Genomic DNA, 17,688 nt, shown 5'->3' with positions numbered 1-17,688 from the left:
CTATGGGCGTCTATGAGGCCATCTTCCTGGGAACGTTTGCCTCCCTAAGGCATCCTTATTTCCGCCTTTTCTTTTTGGGGCAGGCCCTGTGCCTGGTGGGTATCTGGATGCAGACCACGGCCCAGCGCTGGTTGATCCTGGAGCTTACCGACTCAGCCACTATCCTCGGGCTTTTGGGGGCTGTAGGGTCTCTACCGATCTTTTTCTTTTCTTTTTTAGCTGGCTGGCTGGCTGATCGTTTGCCCAAAAGGAGACTTCTCCTTTTAGCCAAGATTTTGGGCGGATTGCAGGCTTTCCTTCTGGGGCTCATTACCCAGCTGGGCTGGGTGACAGCTTGGCATATTCTGGTCTTGGCAGGTTTTCTAGGCCTGGTAAACGCCTTAGAGCTCCCTGTGCGCCAGGCCTATCTTTATGATCTGGTAGAACCAGAGGATATCACCAATGCCGTGGCCCTTCACTCCACAGCCTTTAACCTGGCCCGCTTTCTGGGGCCGGCGGCAGCAGGGATGCTTATGGTCCGCTGGGGGGCCTGGCCCTGTTTCTACTTTAACGCCTTAGGGTTTCTGGCGGTGGTTTTTGCCCTGCTTTTTATCCCTCTTGAGGGCCGGGTGGAGCGAGACAGTCGGGGGCTTTTGCGAGACCTGCGAGAGGGTTTAGGGTTTGTCCTTGCTCACCGAGTTGTTCGGAGCGTACTTCTTTTGGTGGCCGCCTTTAGTATTTGTCTTCTTCCTTATGCCGTGCTTCTTCCTGTCTTTGGCCGGGATATCTTAGGGGTAGGAGCCAGAGGATATGGGTTCCTCATGGCGGCCAATGGGGCTGGGGCTTTTACTGGAGCCATTTTTTTGGCCTCTGTGTCTACCCTCATAGACCGACGCCGCTGGATTCTGCGCAGCGCCTTTTCTCTGCTGGTCTTTCTTTTTCTTTTTGCCTGGTCTCGAAACTTTTACCTTTCGGCCGCTCTTCTCTATCTTTCTGGTCTCAGTATGGTCTTCACCTTCAACAGCGCCATCAGTCTTCTTCAGACTTACTCTCCTAGCGAATTACGGGGCCGGGTAATGGGCCTTTTTTCTATGTCTTTTTTAGGGCTCTTTCCCCTGGGAAGTCTCTTGTTTGGCTGGCTGGCCGAGAGGCTTTCTCCGCCTCAGGCCCTAAGTGCCGGCGTATTTTTGGCTGCTCTGGTCTGTCTCTACCCTATTCGGCTGCTTAGGGGTTAGGATTCTTCTATTGGTAGAAGTTGGGCCAGCTCTTTGATGAGTTTTCGGGCCCGATTATTAGGGGGCCCCGGAAGGATTATCTCAAAGAAGATAAGAAAATCTCCTCTTTTTTGGCCATCCTGGATCCCCTGCCCCGAAAAGCGCAAGGGTTGAGTCAACTGGGGAGGAGAGGGAAGTTCTATTTCTCGGGGGCCGGTGAGGGTGGGTATCGTCATTCTCCCTCCCAAGAGGGCCTTCCAGAGGGGGAGTCGCACCCGGGCGATGATGTCCAGCCCCCGGCGACTAAAAACCGGATCTGGGCGGACAGAGATCTCTACCTGAAGGCGTTCACCGCTGTCTAAAGTTTTGTTGATTACCGCTCCATCTTCTGTCCCCGGAGGAATGGCGATGGTTACGGTTTGGCGAGGACGAAATCTTCCCTGTCCCTGGCACCGAGGGCATGGAGTCTGAATAATGAATCCCCGACCCCGGCAGGTAGCACAGACCAGACCAATCTCTTCCTCCCGCCAGAGGTGTTTGATAACCCCTTGGCCCTGACATTCTGGGCAGGAGAGCCTACGCCCTCCAAGATCTTCGCCTGTTCCGTCGCAGGCGGGGCAAGTGATTTCGGCCCCGAGCACCAAAACCTCCTTGGTGGCTCCTAAGGTAGCCTCTCGGAAAGAGACCTCTAAAAAGTGGACAGTTACGGCCTCGCTTCCGGGGGGTGGTTCTCGGAGATGTTTTTTGAGATATTGATAGGCCTCCAGGATAGCCTGAAACTCCTTAAGGGCCCGGGGGTCGGGATTGACATCTGGATGATAACGACGAACCAAACGCCGAAAGGCCCGGCGGAGGTCGCTAAGGGTAGCATTCCGTGAAAGCCCTAAAAGGCGATAGGGATCCTCATTCATGAAATCTCTCCCCTTTTCTAGGGGCCAACTCTATCAGAAATCACCCTCTCTTCAAACAGGAAGACCCACCAATCTACATCTAGGTAGTTTCTCCTAAGAAGAAGCTTTTAATTACTATTGTCTATAAACCGATAATTATAAGCAACCAGAAAAATGGTAGCACCTGGGCTACAAGAGAAACTGCGGAGGCGGAGATGAATTTTAGGCACCGTCTTTTTCTGACGGGCAGGTTTTCTTTGATACCTTTATTAACGTTTGTAGGGCTAATTATGGCCTGCTTTCTTGTTTACCGGGGAAGCCATCAGGTGGCCAGCCGGATCTCGGAGATCCAGTCCCGGCATCTTGAGGTTCTGGGTCTTCTCTCCTCTCTGGAGAAGGACATCATTCAGATCCAGCAATATTTGACGGATGTTTCGGCCACTAGAGGACAGAATGGCCTTCAGAAAGGCTTTCTTATGGCCGAAAGGCACTATCGCGATCTTCAGCGCCGTCTAGATACCCTGGAGAGGTTGTGCCGCCTTCAGGGTGACCAGACCTGTCTGCAGACGGTAGCGGAATTAAAGGAAGAAGTCCCTCCTTACTACCAGACCGGGCGGCTCATGGCCCGACTTTACGTTCAGGCCGGGCCGGAGAAGGGTAATCCCCTGATGATTCGTTTTGATGAGGCCAGTCAGAGGCTTACCTCGGCCCTTAGGTTCCTTTTAAACTCGGAGAAGAAGAGGCTTCTTCAAGGTCTTGAGGCCAGCAAGAGGGCCACAGGCAGACTAAAGCTCTTGGTGGGTGTGCTTGTGGGGGCTCTACTGGTCTTTTTTACTGGTTCGGCCTTCCTTTTCTCTCGGCAGCTCTCGCAGGGCCTCCGTCAGGGGGTGAGTTTAGCGGCGACCATGGCTCAGGGAAGGCTAACGGGGTACCTTCCCGTAAAGGGTCGAGACAAATTGGGAGAACTAGCCCGGGCCCTCAATAGCGTAACCTACAGCCTGGGTCAGGCCCTTTTGACCCTCAAGGTTCAGGCGGACTCCTTTGAAGGGGCGGCCAAAGTCCTGAAGGATGCCGGAGAGCAGGTCTCTTCGGAGGCAGTTAACCTAAGGGAGACTACCAAAGAGGTTTTTCAGGCTACGGATCAGGCCTCGGAAAATCTGGCTACCGTAGCTTCGGCCACCACGGAGATGGCCACTGCGGCGGAGGAGATTGCTCAAAACATCGCCCAAACGGCCAGGATGATTGAAGAGACCACCACGGCCACTCAAAAGGCCAGAGAGCTTATCGACAGGCTGGGTCAAGGCTCAGAGCGGATCGAATCCATCATTAAGGTTATAGATGAGATTGCCGAGCAGACCAATCTTTTGGCCCTAAACGCCACCATTGAGGCGGCCCGGGCCGGGGAGGCCGGCAAGGGCTTTGCCGTGGTGGCCGGCGAGGTCAAGGAGCTGGCCAGACAAACAGCTGAAGCCACCAAGGAAATTGGTCAGATGATCCGGACCATTCAAGAAGAGACCCGGGAGGCCGTAGAATCCGTTCGTCATATTGCTCAAGCCATTGATCAAGTGAACGATTTGGCCGGATCCGTGGCCACGGCTTCCGAAGAGCAAACCGCCGTAGTCTCTGAAATAGACAAGAGTATCAATCTTTCGGCCCAAAGAATGAAAGAGGTAGAGGAGGCCATAAAGGGGCTGGTGTCTCAGGCCGAGGACTTTGCCCGGCAGGCCCAGATAGTTATGGTCTCCCAGGAGGCCGTCTCAGAAATGGTTTCTGAAATTCGAGCACTGGCGGCCCAATATGAGATAGATCCTCAGGCTATTGAGGCTGCCGGAGAAGGGGTGGACGACTATGTTCGCCTCAAGGCCGTGGTGCTTCAGCACTTTCAGTGGCGGGAAAAGGTTTTGGGCGCTCTCCTCAAAAGAGAGATCCCCGAGGTGGAGCGAGATCCAAATCGTTGCGGGTTGGGAAGGTGGTTAAGGGAGCTTCATCCTACTCCGGCCCAGCAGAAGGTACTGGAGCGGCTTATCCCGGCCCATGAGCGTCTTCATCATTCGGTAGAGAAGATAGAGGCCCTCATCCGGGAAAAGAGTGATCTTCAAAAGCTCCTTCTTTTTCTGGAGAAGGAGATCAACCCTCTTTTTAGGGAAGTCCTCGGTAATCTCAAGGAGCTTATGGACTTGGCCCGGCAGAAGACGGACCGCTGAGAGGCCTTCTTCATTAAAAATTGCTCTGTCAGGCTGAAGGCAATTAAAGCATTTGACAGAGGGGGTCTATTTTTGCTTTAAGGTCCCTGTGCTTGAGCGAGTGGCCTCTCTGGAGGAGAAGCTAGGCTATCGATTTCGGGACCCCGCCCTTCTGCTTACGGCCCTTATTCACCGCTCTTACCAGGGTGAGCGTCCAGAGGGACTTGCCTATCGTGATAACGAGATCCTGGAGTTTCTGGGCGATGCCGTGCTCGACCTGGCCATCAGCCAGATGCTGGTCATTCGATATGGCGACAGCTACCGAGAAGGAGATCTGTCTAGAATGAGGGCCTATCTGGTGAATGAGGAGCGTCTCTCCCGGGTTGCCTCCCAGTTGGGCCTGGGGGAGAGCCTTCTCCTGGGGCGGGGAGAAGAGCTTACGGGTGGTCGTCAGAAACCCTCTATCCTTGCTGGGGCATTGGAGGCGGTAATTGGCGCCATTTTTCTTGATGGAGGCTATGAGCCGGCCTACAGCTTAATTAAGCGCCTGTTTTCCCGCCTGGTGGGTCAGGCTGCTCGCTTGGGCCTGCGGGCAGACTACAAAAGTCTCCTCCAGGAGCTCACCCAAGCCCTTGAGAAGGCCGCCCCCAGTTACGAAGTGGAAGCCTCTCAGGGGCCGGATCACGCCAAGGTCTTTACCGTGGTGGTGAAACTGAAGGGGCGGCCCCTGGCCCGGGGGCGGGGCCGCAGCAAGAAGGAGGCCGAACAGGAGGCGGCCAAAAAGGCCCTTCGTCTCTTAAAAGAGGGCTCTTCTGCGCCTTAAAGTTTAAACTGTGAAATCTGTCTTCCCATCCTCTGGGAATACTCTGAGAGCTGTTGGCTACTTTTCTGTATTTTGTCCATTTCTCTGGTAATGAGATCAACGGCCTCCTGAAAGACGGGAATGGAGCGCGAGAGTCGCTGAGTGGCCTCCGAAACGGCCGTCATGTTCTCGTTTATTCCTGCTGCGGTGGCTGTCTGTTCCTCCACGGCCGCGGCAATGGTGCTGGAGGCATCGTTTATCTGTCCGATTACGGTGGCGGTCTCTTCCATGGAGAGAATCACCCTTTTGATGGCCTCCTGAATGGCATAAATCTTCTGACCAATCTCCTCGGTGGCCTTGGCCGTTTGTCTGGCCAGCTCCTTGACCTCGCCGGCCACCACGGCAAAGCCCTTGCCGGCCTCCCCGGCCCGGGCCGCCTCAATGGTGGCGTTTAGGGCCAAAAGATTGGTCTGCTCGGCAATAGTCCCGATAAACTTTAGCACTTCACCAATTTCTCGCGAGCCAGTTTCCAGCTCCTGGATTATTTGATGGACCATTTCTACCCGTTCTTGGGCCTGATGAGAGACTTTGGCCGCCTCGGAGGTGTGAGTAGATATCTCCACGATGGCCCGCTTCATCTCTTCCATCATCTGTTTTACCTCACTGGCCTCCTGGGCCAGGGATTGGCTGTGGCCGGAGAGGTTTTCCGTCTGCTGGTTAAGGAGAGAGGCTCCCTGGGCTAGTTGTTCAGCTGTCTGGGAAAGCTCCGTGGAGGCCGTTTCCAGCCCCTGGACGTTTTCTTTGTTTTCTTGCAGGAGCAGGCGGATTTTAGCCAAAAAGTCGTTGAAGGCCCGCGCCAGGGAACCTAGCTCGTCTCCACTGGAGACGGCCAATTTTTGGGATAAATCAAGCTCTTTTGCCCGAAGGGCGATCTCACTGACTACAGAAAGTATTCTCCGGGAAAGCCTCCAGGAAATAGCTACTAGGGTAAGAAGGGTTATAGCTGAGGCCAGCCCCATAATGGTGACCAGACCTCTAATGGTCTGCCGCAGTGTGGCTAACTTCAGGCTTTCATCATAGCCGATGACCAGAGCGGCCTGGGTGTTAAGGGGGACTATTCTTATCGCCCGGGATCCAAGCCGAAGCCCTCTTTGGGTAAGGGAGGAGAGTTTGGCTGGCAGGTCCTTAAAGGCCTCAGAAGAGGTTTGTCCCCCCAGAAGGATCTTTCCTTTTTTCTGGACTACCCAGGCAAAGTCAACCTGCCGGGAACTTCCTTTCACCTTGGTGAAAAGACTCTCTGGAGAAATAAGAAGGACAATCACTCCGGCCCAGTCGCCATTGTATTCTACCGGCTGAACGACTTCTAAAACCAGCCTTTCCCCCAGAAGGTCAAACCCGGATGTCTTTTGATGCCCCGTTAGGGCCCGGGAGATGAGGCTTCCCTGGATCGGCCCCTTTTTAAGGGCGGAGTTGGTGCTGTAGATGAGGCTTCCTTCGGAATCTAAAAAGACTATCTCGGCCTGAAGAATCTGCTGTTGCTTGAGCCCCTTAAGGAGAGGGCCGGCCAGTTTGCCCAGGAGAGAGGTGTCTTTAAGGGCCATACTGAACTGGAGGTCTGTATTGTTGGCCAGATTCTCCGTAATTAATCCCCCAATGGCCAGGGTTTCCCGGCCCTCTTGGAGAACTTTTTTCTCCAGATTAATCAGCTCTTCTTCTATTTCTCGAAGGCCATTTTCCCTAATGAATCGATACACCCAGATGGTGGTAAAAAAGTTTGCCACTATCATCAAGCCCACCAGGGGCAAAATAAGCTTGTAGCGCAAGGAAAGATTCTTAAAGAACATCTTTAACTCCTTCTTTCCGTCAGTTCCTTCTGTAATTATTTCACCGGAAAACTTACACTAATGGCCCCACGTAGCTCTCCTTCCTTGTAGCCCTCTTTTATTCGGCCGGCGATGTCCCTGCTACCTGCCGGCTCTCCATGACACTTCAGACAGGCCTTCTTGATATAAATAGGCCTTAGATAACGATATCGCCCCTTGATAAATTCCCCATATCCTTTGCCTTTGGGCCAACTGGGGGCCTCAAACATCTTGAGAACTTTTTTCTCAAAAGGGTCCGGTTGGTTATAAGCGTTTCGGTATTTGAAGGTGGTTTGTTTTATGAGGATGTTACAGCGCCCCTTTAGTATCTGACCGGTTTCGCGCCCAAAGACCGCTGGTATGTAGCCTTTAAATCCCTTGCCCGGCTGGTTAATACGCTTTTGATTCATCTTAACGCTCATCTTAGCCGCCTCGATTACCTGCTCCACAACGGCCCGGGTCTCGGGATCTAGTTGGGAGATGTCGTGTCCGGTCATCTCCTTGAATTTTTTTCTTAAGAGGCTTTCTACATATTCCGGGGTAAACCCCTTTTCTCCTTTGTTGGGATCGTTAATGATCTCTTGGTGTTGAGCAACAATGCCTCGACCGGCGACGATGATATCGGCGATATAACGGGCGATCATTTCGGCCTTCTCTCGAGGGATAGACTGACAAACTGAAGAGAAGGCCGGAATGCAAAATCCCAGACAAAAGACCGTTACCACCACCAGTTGCCGCAGACCTTTCATATAGACCTCCTTACAGCTATGGTTTCTGCTTTTTCCTTTTCGGTTCACTAACAAATTTGTTTAAATAAAAACCCCCATTGCCTTATAAGGAGTTTCCCCTATAAACAATGAAAAGAAAAAAACGATCTTTCCTTTCTGCGAGGCCTGCCCCCTTAAAGAGGCTCTTTTGGGGGTTTCACATTTCTTCTTTCTGGGCTATTTAAGGAAGGTCCTGGTGACTGTGGAAAGATCTCTATGGAGGAGGCTATAAATGGGCAAAAGCTATCAGATCGCTGTCATCCCTGGAGATGGCACGGGGCCTGAGGTTATTCGTGAAGGGGTCAAGGTCATTGAGGCGGCCGCAAGTCGTTTTGGTTTTTCTCTTAGCCTTAATTACTTCGATTGGGGAGGAGATCGTTACCTTAAAACCGGAGAGACCATCCCCGAGGGGGGTATTGAGGAGCTAAAACGGCACGATGCCATTTATCTCGGGGCTATAGGGCACCCAGACGTTGCTCCGGGGATCCTGGAGAAGGATATCCTCCTGCGGATTAGGTTTGAGTTAGATCAGTACATCAACCTCCGACCGGTCAAACTTTACCCTGGGGTCTGGACCCCCATTAAAGACAAAGGCCCGGAAGAGATAGACTTTGTCGTTGTTCGGGAAAATACCGAGGGCCTTTATGCCGGTGGTGGAGGCTTCCTGCGCAAGGGCACCCCACAGGAAGTGGCTGTTCAGGAGTCTATCAACACCCGTTTTGGGGTAGAGCGCTGCATTCGTTACGCCTTTGAGCTCTGTCGCAAGCGAAATAAAAAGAAGCAGCTTACCCTGGTAGGTAAGACCAATGTTCTTACCTTTGCCTGGAATCTCTGGGAGCGGACTTTTTATGAGGTGGCCAAAGAGTACCCGGATATAAAGCCGGATTACGCCCATGTGGACGCCACCTGTATGTGGTTTGTCAAGAATCCGGAGTGGTTTGATGTTATCGTCACCGACAACATGTTCGGAGACATCATCACTGACCTCGGGGCCATGATTCAAGGAGGAATGGGTATTGCCGCCGGTGGGAACATTAACCCTGAGGGGGTCTCCATGTTTGAGCCCATTGGCGGATCTGCTCCTAAATATACTGGCCAGAATGTGATTAACCCCTTGGCGGCTATCTGTGCTGGCATGATGATGTTAGAACATCTCGGAGAGGAAGAGGCCGCCCTGGCTATCGAGAAGGCAGTCATTAAGGTCTGTCGAGACCATCTTAAGAGTCTTTCGGCTGGTAAGATGGGCTACACCACCCAAGAGGTGGGAGATCTGGTGGCCAAGTATACTACGGAGGACGTAGAGCTTTAAGGAGGAGGCATGGCCAAGGAATTTAATGTCGCTGTCGTCGGCGCTACCGGGGCCGTAGGGCGAATGATGCTCCGGGTCCTTGAGGAGCGAAACTTTCCTGTAAGATCCCTTAAGCTCCTGGCCTCAGAACGCTCTCGGGGAAAGCGTCTTCCCTTTAAAGGAGAGGAGATCCCGGTAGAGGTGCTGACCAAGGATTCTTTCTCCGGGATCGACATCGCCCTCTTTTCAGCCGGGGCCAGTCGGAGTTTGGAATTTGCTCCTGTAGCGGCTGAGTCGGGGGCGGTAGTGGTGGACAACTCTAGCGCCTGGCGGATGGACCCCGATGTCCCCCTGGTGGTCCCCGAGGTTAACCCTCAAGATATCGCTGATTATAAAAAGAAAGGAATCATTGCTAACCCTAACTGTTCCACTATCCAGATGGTGGTTCCCCTTAAACCCCTCCACGAGGTTGCCCGGATAAAACGAATCGTTGTTGCTACCTATCAGGCTGTCTCTGGAGCTGGTCAGAAGGCCATAGACGAATTGGTCGCCCAAACCAGGGCCTGGTGTCAGGGAGAACCTCTTCCTGAGCCCCGGGTCTTTGCCCATCAGATCCTCTTTAATGCCCTACCCCACATAGATGTCTTTTTAGAAAACGGTTACACCAAAGAAGAGATGAAAATGGTCAAAGAGACCAAAAAGATTATGGGAGATGAAAATATTGCCGTTACGGCTACGACGGTAAGAATTCCGGTCTTTTATGGTCACTCAGAGGCCGTAAATCTGGAGTTAGAAAAGAAGCTTTCCGCCCGCGAGGCCAGGGATATTCTTCTTCAGGCTCCTGGAGTAGTGGTTGTCGATGACCCGGATAACCAGCGTTATCCCCTGGCTATAGAGGCCGAGGGTCGTGATGAGGTCTTTGTGGGGCGTATCCGGGAGGACGAGTCAGTGCCAGCCGGTTTAAACCTCTGGATTGTCGCCGACAATCTCCGCAAAGGGGCGGCCACTAATGCCGTCCAAATCGCCGAGGTCTTAGCCAGGGAATACCTTTAAACGAGGCCGTGGGGCCCTTAAGGAGGGGCCCCTTTTAGCCTCAGGCGCCGGCCTCGGCGGCCTCTTCGCCACCGCTTAGGCCGATCTCCTCATCAGTGAGATAGCAGGCCGGGTCTGGGGCCCAAAGATCACCGGTGACCGCTTCGGCCCGAACTCGGAAGTTACCTCCACAGATGTCCAGCCAACGACATCGGGCACAGCGGCCCTTCACATAGAGCTTTTTGTTCTTGAGTTTGGCCATCAAGGGGTTGGAAAGATCCGTCCAGATCTCAGAGAATGGCCGCTCTCTAACATTTCCAAAGGAATAATGGCGCCAGAACTGATCGGCGTGCACTTCGCCGTCCCAGGAGACACAGCCAATGCCTCGACCGGAATTGTTTCCCTCATTCATCTTAAGGAGCTCCAGGACCTCTGCGGCCCGGGGATGCCCCTCTCGGAGCATGCGAAGGTAGACATAAGGTCCATCGGCATGGTTGTCTACCGTCAGAACCTCTACTTTGTGACCTTTATCGTGAAGTTGTTTGGTTCGGTCGATGATGTAGTCTACCACCTTACGGGTTTCCTCATGAGAAAGATCTTCTTCTACCAAGCGGCTACCGCGACCAGCATAGACTAGATGATAAAAGCAGATCCGAGGAATTTCTTCTTCTTCGACCAAATCAAAGACGGCCGGGATTTCTTTGGCGTTAAGACGGTTAATGGTAAAACGAAGTCCAACTTTTATTCCCGCTTCCTTGCAGTTACGCACGGCCTGAATGGCCGCATCAAAGGCCCCTTTGACACCTCGAAAGCGGTCATGGACCTCCCGCATTCCGTCAAGGCTGATTCCTACATAGGAAAGACCGAAATCTTTTAGCCGGGCCGCAACCTTCTTGTCGATGAGAACACCGTTGGTGGAGAGAACAGCCCTCATGCCTTTGCCCACAGCGTACTCAATAAGGTCAAAGATGTCCTCCCGCATAAGGGGCTCTCCTCCAGAGAAGAGAACCACCGGACAGCCAAATTGTGCCAGATCATCAAGGAGACGTTTGCCCTCTTCGGTTGTTAGCTCATTGGGGGCCCCGGCCTCGGTAGCCTGAGCATAACAGTGAACACAGCGCAGATTACAGCGCCTGGTAACATTCCAGACGACTACCGGCTTTTTGTCTTCGGAGAACTGAAGGAGATGTGAAGGTAATTTTTTAGCCTTGCGGCCATACCGCAGGGCATCAGAAGGCTCTACTGTTCCACAATAAAGTTTAGATATGCCGATCATCTTGGCCTCCGTTCTAGAGAAATAAGAAACTTTCTTAATTGGGCCAGGATCTCCGCCCGGTCGAGGGAAAGGGCCAGACACTGATCACATCCGGCTGCTCGGGCCTGATTTCTGGTCTTAAGGTCCAAATCACAGATGGCCAAAACAGGGATGTTTTTGGTCTCAGCGGCGCCTTTAAGCAGGACGGCTAACGATAGACCATCTATAAGAGGTAGTCTCTGAGAGAGAACAATTAAGGCTGGCTTTTTGGCTACAGCTAGATCCAGGGCTTCTTGGCCATCTCCGGCCTCGATTACCTCACAGCCCAGTTCTTCCAGGATATCTCTCAGTCTGGCCCGAGACCAGTCAGCCTCGGTGGCTACCAATACCTTGGTCATGTCTGAATAGGGCGAAAGGCCTCTTTTATCAGACGGTTTATATAGTGCTCCGGGTTGTGGACGGCCTCTTCCACGATAACAAAGGAATCCCGCCCTGTTCGCTCCTGAATAAGCCGCAACCCATATTCCAAGATGTTAAGGAGCCGGTCGCAGAGGGCATAGGTTCCCTGGCCCTCTGTAAGGCCTCGACGGACGATTTCGTTGGCTGCCTCATCAGAGAAGACGATTTCCAGCCCCGAGCGTCTCTTAAACGAGCGCTCAAAGTTGCGGATTTGCTTGAGAAGAAGGACAAATTCTTCGGTGGCAGTGTTGATGTCCAGATCCTCCTGGCGTGAGAGGAGGGTTATCAACTCTAACCGACTCTCCGAGAGAGAAAGCCCTAGGTGCTCAAAGAAGGCCGCCTTCTTTTGCCGGACAAATTCTTTAAGTCGGGCCAGCTCCTCCTCCAGGGCCCTTTCGAATCTGGACTTAAGCTCTGGAGAATTGGGGTTATCAAGGACATATTTCAACCAGCCCCAGGGATCATCTACCAATTCTGGAGTGACCACTAGCTGTCTGATATTCGTGGAAGGCAGAGTTTTTTCAAAGGGCAGGAGGGCCTTTTCGGTTACCCGGACAAGGGCCCTAGCCCCTGTCTTCTCCGCCGCCGCCTGTCGGGCCAGTTCAGCCAGAGCCTGATCTTCAAAAACCAGGTCAATCCCATAGGCCCGAAAGTCCTGTTTCTTGTTGACCACCACGGTGCTGTTGGGATTTTTGAGAATCTCGTAAAGATCCGTCTCCTTAAGTTCATCAAAGACGGCAATTACCGGTAGCCGGCCAATAAATTCGCTCTCAAAACCATATTCAATGAGGTCTTCAGCCCGAACATACCGGAGCCAATTTTCCTCTTCTTGGCTTTTAAGCTCGGCCCCGAACCCTATTCCCTGGCGACAGAGGCGGCGCCGGATGATATCCGAGAGCCCGTTAAAGGCTCCACTGACAATAAAGAGGATATGTCGGGTATTAATGGTTCGCTTTTGGCGTTTGCCGGTACGTCGATAGTGTTCAATAGCCTCAATTTGACTTATGGGATCATGGGGAACCCGAAGGTCCACCTCTGTTTCTTCCATGGGTTTAAGGAGGGCCCTCTGGACCCCGGTGCGAGAGACATCGGGCCCGATAAGCCCCTGACTGGCGGCGATCTTGTCTATCTCATCCAGGTAAACGATGCCAAACTGGGCCTTTTCCAGGTCTCCGTCGGCCTCTTGAACTAAATCTCGGATGAGATCCTCCACATCGCCCCCTACGTAGCCTGTCTCGCTGAACTTGGTGGCGTCAGCCTTAACAAAGGGAACCCCTATCTTGCGGGCGATGAGTTTCACCATAAAGGTTTTGCCCACTCCGGTGGGGCCAATCATAATGATGTTGTTTTTTATCCCCCCGATGGGATTGTAGCGGCGACGCTCCCGAAGCAAATATTTGATACGATTGAAGTGGGTGCAGATCTTGGTGGCCAGGATAGCCTTGGCTTCGTCTTGGCGGATAATGTGTTCGTCTAGATAAGCAGCCAGCTCCTGGGGCTTAAGATCGAAGTTGATCAGCTCTCGACCTGGATACCGCTCCCCGCTTTCTCGCCCACCACCGGCTCGGGGAAAGACCACTTGAGATGCTAGTCTCACTTTGTCTCCATATTTTTGAGATAAGTGGTCATGGATTTTCTCTTCCAGATCCGCCCGCGGAGGTTTTCCAGAAAATTCGCCATCCATGACCTTAAAGGGTTATCTTACTGGGTTGAAGGGCCTATTTCAAGGTAATTGGGAAGTCTGAGCCTTTTCTAGTAACTCTTTGGCCTCAATGATAGTCTTTGCCAGTTCGCCGATCTTCATGCGCCGCCGCCGGCTTTCTTTTTGGAGAAGCCTCATCGCTTGGGCCTCTTTTAGCCCTAAAGTGTCCATCAGAAGGCCTTTGGCCCGTTCTACCAGTTTGCGGGTAGCTAGCTCTTCAGAAAGGTTTTCCACTTCGCCGGTAAGCTCTCGGAGGCGGGAGGCTATCTCGTAGGCCAGCTCCACCGCCGGAATAAGATCATCGATGATTACCGGTTTAAGGAGATAACCCAGCACCCTGGCCTCCTTGGCCCGGCGAATGAGATCCTGATCTGCAAAAGCGGTTACCAAAACAATAGGGGTGAAGCGCTCTTTATTGATGCGCCGGGCAGCCTCAATGCCGTCTATCTCCGGCATGAGAATATCCATAATAATAAGGTCCGGCTTTAGCTTTCGAGCCAGTTCAACAGCCTCAAGGCCATTGTGGGCCACCCCCACAACCTGGTAGCCGGCATCGGTTAAAAGAACCTGAAAGGCAGAGGTAATGGTTTCTTCATCGTCGGCGAGAAGAATCTTTATTTTTTGGAAAGCAGGTGGGTCAGACAAGCAGAAAAGCCTCTTTAGAGCTTTAATTGATGGCTGGGGGACAGGGATTCGAACCCCGACTAGCAGATCCAGAGTCTGCCGTCCTGCCGATTAGACGATCCCCCAGCAGTTAACCAGACGAGGTCAATTTTAACCAGCGGTAAATAAGGCGTCAAGCAGTAGAGGGTTGCTCTATAAGAAATCGTTCCAGCTCTTTGAGGTCTTGGCAGAGGATATCGGGCTGTCCCCGGGCCGGTAAGGTGGCACCATAAGGGTTTTTACCGGCCCGGCGATTCAGCCAGACCGTGGTTATTCCCAGCCGAGAGACCGGTACAATGTCGTGATAGTGGCTTTGAGCTACGTGCCAAATCTCTTCTTTAGGAAGGCCTATTCTCTTTAGGGCCAGGGTGAAAATCTCAGGGGCGGGTTTATAGGCTTTGGCTTCTTCGGCCGTAATCAGCCAGTCAAACTCTACTCCCATCTGCCGGACAGAGGCGGCCAGAAGATCCCGATCAGTATTGGAGATGATGGCCAGGAGAAATCCCCTTTCCTTTAAGCGCGGAAGGACCTCGGCTACATCGGCAAAGACTGGCCAGTGAGGAAGAGACTCAACGAAGACCCACTCGAGTCTCCGTCCATCAAGGCCTAAACTTTGGGCCATACGTTGGGCTACGGCCCGAAGAATCTCCTTATAGGGGCGGAAGATCCGTTCTTCCTCGGCCTCTACTCGGGCATAAAGACCCAAAAGTTCTTCTGGCTCCGGAGCACCGGGTTTTAGAAAGGGGGAGAGGGCCTGAAGGATTCCCTTCTCCCAGTTAATTAGGGTGCCGTAGCAATCAAAGGTGAGCACCTTAGGATAATTCATCAAAGAGGCCCTCTTTCTCTGGAAGGTCTTCCCGATAAAAGACATTCACTGTAAGGCCCAGTTCTTCAAGCTGGGCCATCAGGAGATCGAGCTGATGAAGACGGACCGGATTTGCCTCGGCCCAGGCCGGGACCTCTATGTCTATAATAAATTTTCCTTTCTCCTTGCGGGCCGAGACCCTGAAGATAAAGCCCGGCGGTAGCCCTCGAACTTTTTCTTTAAGCCAGCGTTTTATCCGGTTGCGGAGGGCCTTCTCCGGTCGAGAGTCAGAAAGAGTCCGCTGAAGCCAAGGCTTCAGGGAGCTTAGGTTCCCTTTTTCCCGTAGATTCATGTTTCTTTTGGTACCCCCCCTTGATGGCCCTGTAAACCTCTTTAAAATGCGCGCAGGGAGGGATTTGTTTTGAAAAAGCGAGATTTTGAGGCCCTCTATGGCCAGATTCCAGAAGCGGCGGCCATTTTTGAAAAATGGATTTTGATCTACGCCAACCAGGCCTTTCGAGAACTGTTCCGTCTTTCCGGAGATCTTGATCTTTCCTGGGCCAGGCTCTTTCCCTTCAGCCCCCAGGGTTATGGAATTTTTGAGATTCCGGCCATGAGACCCGATGGTTCTACCTTTGAGGCCGAGGTGGTGGTCATGCCATGTTTGGGCTCTGAAGGTTTCCTCCAGCAGGTGCTGGTGCGAGATATTAGCTACCGTCTTTCTTGTGAGGAGAAGCTAATTCAGAATGAACGGCTGGCCGCCATGGGGAAGCTGGCTGGTGAGATCGCCCACGAGATAAATAATCCTCTGGGGGGCATTTTGCTTTACAGCAAACTTCTCAAAGAAGATTTGGGCCCCGAGAGCCCTCTGCTGATAAATGTGGAGAAGATCATTAAACTAGCTACCCGCTGTCGGATTATTGCCAAAGGGCTCCTTAACTTCGGCCGGCCAGAGTCTCAAGAGGAGACCCTGGTCAATCTCAACCAGGTCATTCAAGAAATGTTCTCCCTTATTGAGGATCATCGGCTTTTTCGCCAAATAAAGGTGACCAAGGATCTTTATCCCGCCCTTCCTTCTATTTTGGCCAACCGGAGTCAGCTGGAGCAGCTGGTCCTTAATCTTATTATCAATGCCGGAGAGGCCATGGAGGGAGCCCCCGGTGAGCTATGCCTGCGGACAGCCTTCCATCAGGATCGTTCAGAGGTGGAATTCTCTGTATCCGATACCGGAACGGGTATTCCGGATGATATCCTGCCCCGCATATTTGATCCCTTTTTCACAACCAAAAAGGGTGGTAAGGGAACAGGGCTGGGGCTTTCCATAAGTCATGGAATCGTCAAGGGCCATCGTGGTCGAATTGATGTGGAGACTTCTCCGGGTAAGGGAACGACCTTTCGTGTCTATCTCCCGGTAAGGGGGGTGCCCAAGGAATGGTAGAGCCCATGGGCAAAATCCTTATTGTTGATGACGATCCGGCCATCCGTGACGGGTGTTTCCAGGTCCTAACCCGCAGTGGCTATGAGGCGGAGATGGCTGCCTCGGGCAGTGAAGCTTTAGAGCTTCTGGATCGCTGGGAATTTGACGTCATTCTTCTGGATCTCAAAATGCCTGATATCCATGGTCTGGATCTCCTGCGCCAAATAAGGGAGCAGGACACTCAGGTCCACGTCATTGTCATCACCGCCTTCGGGACCGTGGAGAACGCCGTTCAGGCCATGAAGCTGGGGGCCTTTGACTTTTTGCCCAAACCCTTCGAACCAGAGGAGCTCCGTCTTCTTGTTCGCCGGGCCATGGAAGCCAAGCGTCTGGCCATGGAAAACCTCTATCTTCGCCAGGAGCTGGAGGCCAGGGCTGGAGAGACCCAGCTGGTGGGCCGGAGTCGGGCCATTCAGGAGATCATGAAAAAGGTGGCCATGCTGGCTCCTACTGATTCTACGGTTCTGCTTACCGGAGAGTCGGGGACCGGCAAGGGGCTTCTGGCCCGCAAGATCCACGAGATGAGTCCCCGGCGAGCCCATCCCTTTGTCACCGTGGATTGCTCTACCTTGGTGCCCACCCTTTTTGAAAGTGAGCTCTTTGGTCATGTCAAAGGGGCCTTTACTGGCGCTACCACCCATAAGGTGGGCAAATTTGAATTGGCCAATGGCGGAACCCTCTTCTTTGATGAGATTGGCAATATTTCCCTGGACATCCAGGCCAAACTGCTCAAGGCGGTAGAGGAGAAGGAGATCTCTCGAGTGGGTAGTCACCGGATGACCAAAGTAGATGTCCGGATCATTGCGGCCACCAATCAAGACCTTCGGGAGGCGGTAAAAAAGGGTACCTTCCGGGAGGATCTCTTCTATCGTCTCAATGTTGTGGCCCTGGAGCTTCCACCATTGAGGGATCGTCGGGAGGATATTCCCCTTCTGGTGGATTTCTTCTTGAGACGTTTTACGGAGAAGCATGGCAAGACGGTAGAGGGGCTGTCTCCAGAGGCCCTTGAGGCCCTTACGGCCTACGATTGGCCGGGCAATGTTCGGGAGCTGGAGAATACTATTGAACGTTTGGTCATTTTTGCCCGCAAGCCTCGTATAAGTTTGGAAGATCTTTATCTTGCCGGTTTTGAAGATCGAGGTGATCTCCTCCACGAAGTGGACGAGGATGACCTTTCTCTGGCGGCAGCCGAAAAAAGACATGTTCTTATGGTCTTAAAGCGTTGTCAGGGTAACAAAACTGTGGCCGCCCAACTTCTTAAGATCGATCGTAAGACCCTGCGAGAGAAGCTGAAGCGCTGGGGGGTGTAA

General features: G+C 52.8%; 16 protein-coding genes and 1 tRNA gene. 7 read left to right on the top strand and 10 right to left on the bottom strand.

What is annotated here, in order from left to right; genetic code table 11:
• Positions 1 to 2 precede the first annotated feature (2 nt).
• On the top strand, positions 3 to 1,214 hold the full coding sequence (locus tag G4V39_RS06175) for an MFS transporter (RefSeq protein WP_166032091.1): 1,212 nt from the start codon (positions 3 to 5) through the stop codon (positions 1,212 to 1,214).
• Here the strand turns inward: G4V39_RS06175 and G4V39_RS06170 are convergent.
• Positions 1,211 to 2,104, bottom strand: a complete 894-nt coding sequence (locus tag G4V39_RS06170; RefSeq protein ID WP_166032090.1) for a DnaJ C-terminal domain-containing protein — start codon at positions 2,102 to 2,104, stop codon at positions 1,211 to 1,213. The two genes, G4V39_RS06175 and G4V39_RS06170, sit on opposite strands and share 4 nt — an antisense overlap.
• Before the next feature lie 269 nt (positions 2,105 to 2,373).
• Between G4V39_RS06170 and G4V39_RS06165 the strand changes: the two genes are divergently transcribed.
• Both G4V39_RS06165 and rnc read left to right on the top strand, forming a co-directional pair.
• On the top strand, positions 2,374 to 4,287 hold the full coding sequence (locus G4V39_RS06165; RefSeq protein WP_166032089.1) for a methyl-accepting chemotaxis protein: 1,914 nt from the start codon (positions 2,374 to 2,376) through the stop codon (positions 4,285 to 4,287).
• 52 nt (positions 4,288 to 4,339) lie between these two features.
• Positions 4,340 to 5,089, top strand: a complete 750-nt coding sequence (gene rnc, locus G4V39_RS06160; protein ID WP_210412020.1) for a ribonuclease III — start codon at positions 4,340 to 4,342, stop codon at positions 5,087 to 5,089.
• On the opposite strand, the gene G4V39_RS06155 is transcribed toward rnc, so the two are convergent.
• The gene (locus G4V39_RS06155) at positions 5,086 to 6,912 is read right to left on the bottom strand and encodes a methyl-accepting chemotaxis protein (RefSeq protein ID WP_166032087.1); all 1,827 of its coding nucleotides are present in this window, start codon (positions 6,910 to 6,912) and stop codon (positions 5,086 to 5,088) included. The two genes, rnc and G4V39_RS06155, sit on opposite strands and share 4 nt — an antisense overlap.
• Before the next feature lie 35 nt (positions 6,913 to 6,947).
• The gene (locus G4V39_RS06150) at positions 6,948 to 7,679 is read right to left on the bottom strand and encodes a Tll0287-like domain-containing protein (RefSeq protein WP_166032086.1); all 732 of its coding nucleotides are present in this window, start codon (positions 7,677 to 7,679) and stop codon (positions 6,948 to 6,950) included.
• A 250-nt stretch (positions 7,680 to 7,929) separates the two neighbouring features.
• Between G4V39_RS06150 and G4V39_RS06145 the strand changes: the two genes are divergently transcribed.
• Positions 7,930 to 9,006, top strand: a complete 1,077-nt coding sequence (locus G4V39_RS06145; RefSeq protein WP_166032085.1) for a 3-isopropylmalate dehydrogenase — start codon at positions 7,930 to 7,932, stop codon at positions 9,004 to 9,006.
• A 9-nt stretch (positions 9,007 to 9,015) separates the two neighbouring features.
• On the top strand, positions 9,016 to 10,038 hold the full coding sequence (locus G4V39_RS06140; protein ID WP_166032084.1) for an aspartate-semialdehyde dehydrogenase: 1,023 nt from the start codon (positions 9,016 to 9,018) through the stop codon (positions 10,036 to 10,038).
• A gap of 40 nt (positions 10,039 to 10,078) precedes the next feature.
• Here the strand turns inward: G4V39_RS06140 and ahbC are convergent, their stop codons facing one another.
• The 7 genes from ahbC to G4V39_RS06105 form a co-directional block, all read right to left on the bottom strand.
• Positions 10,079 to 11,293, bottom strand: a complete 1,215-nt coding sequence (gene ahbC, locus G4V39_RS06135) for a 12,18-didecarboxysiroheme deacetylase (RefSeq protein ID WP_166032083.1) — start codon at positions 11,291 to 11,293, stop codon at positions 10,079 to 10,081.
• Complete coding sequence (locus G4V39_RS06130; RefSeq protein ID WP_166032082.1) at positions 11,290 to 11,670, bottom strand: response regulator; 381 nt, start codon at positions 11,668 to 11,670, stop codon at positions 11,290 to 11,292. The genes ahbC and G4V39_RS06130 overlap by 4 nt, the downstream gene beginning before the upstream one ends.
• Positions 11,667 to 13,328 carry an AAA family ATPase gene (locus G4V39_RS06125; RefSeq protein WP_246169624.1) on the bottom strand — a complete coding sequence of 554 codons (1,662 nt, stop codon included), beginning with the start codon at positions 13,326 to 13,328 and terminating at the stop codon, positions 11,667 to 11,669. The genes G4V39_RS06130 and G4V39_RS06125 overlap by 4 nt, the downstream gene beginning before the upstream one ends.
• A 126-nt stretch (positions 13,329 to 13,454) precedes the next feature.
• On the bottom strand, positions 13,455 to 14,078 hold the full coding sequence (locus tag G4V39_RS06120) for an ANTAR domain-containing response regulator (protein ID WP_166032080.1): 624 nt from the start codon (positions 14,076 to 14,078) through the stop codon (positions 13,455 to 13,457).
• Between the two features lie 30 nt (positions 14,079 to 14,108).
• A tRNA-Gln gene (locus G4V39_RS06115) sits at positions 14,109 to 14,183 on the bottom strand.
• Between the two features lie 46 nt (positions 14,184 to 14,229).
• Complete coding sequence (locus G4V39_RS06110) at positions 14,230 to 14,922, bottom strand: haloacid dehalogenase type II (protein WP_166032079.1); 693 nt, start codon at positions 14,920 to 14,922, stop codon at positions 14,230 to 14,232.
• Positions 14,909 to 15,253 (bottom strand): hypothetical protein, encoded by a 345-nt coding sequence (locus G4V39_RS06105; protein ID WP_166032078.1) that lies wholly within the window; start codon positions 15,251 to 15,253, stop codon positions 14,909 to 14,911. The genes G4V39_RS06110 and G4V39_RS06105 overlap by 14 nt, the downstream gene beginning before the upstream one ends.
• A 69-nt stretch (positions 15,254 to 15,322) precedes the next feature.
• On the opposite strand from G4V39_RS06105, the gene G4V39_RS06100 reads away from it, so the two are divergent.
• Together G4V39_RS06100 and G4V39_RS06095 are read left to right on the top strand one after the other, a co-directional pair.
• A complete protein-coding gene (locus G4V39_RS06100; RefSeq protein ID WP_166032077.1) occupies positions 15,323 to 16,339 on the top strand; it encodes a two-component system sensor histidine kinase NtrB in 1,017 nt (338 codons plus the stop codon).
• Positions 16,333 to 17,688: a sigma-54-dependent transcriptional regulator gene (locus tag G4V39_RS06095; RefSeq protein ID WP_166032076.1), complete on the top strand. Its 1,356-nt coding sequence runs from the start codon at positions 16,333 to 16,335 to the stop codon at positions 17,686 to 17,688. The genes G4V39_RS06100 and G4V39_RS06095 overlap by 7 nt, the downstream gene beginning before the upstream one ends.

It is taken from the genome of Thermosulfuriphilus ammonigenes, assembly GCF_011207455.1.
Taxonomy (GTDB): Bacteria; Desulfobacterota; Thermodesulfobacteria; order Thermodesulfobacteriales; family ST65; genus Thermosulfuriphilus; species Thermosulfuriphilus ammonigenes.
Note: the sequence above shows the minus strand (reverse complement) of the source record. Positions and strands in the feature narration are given on the sequence as shown.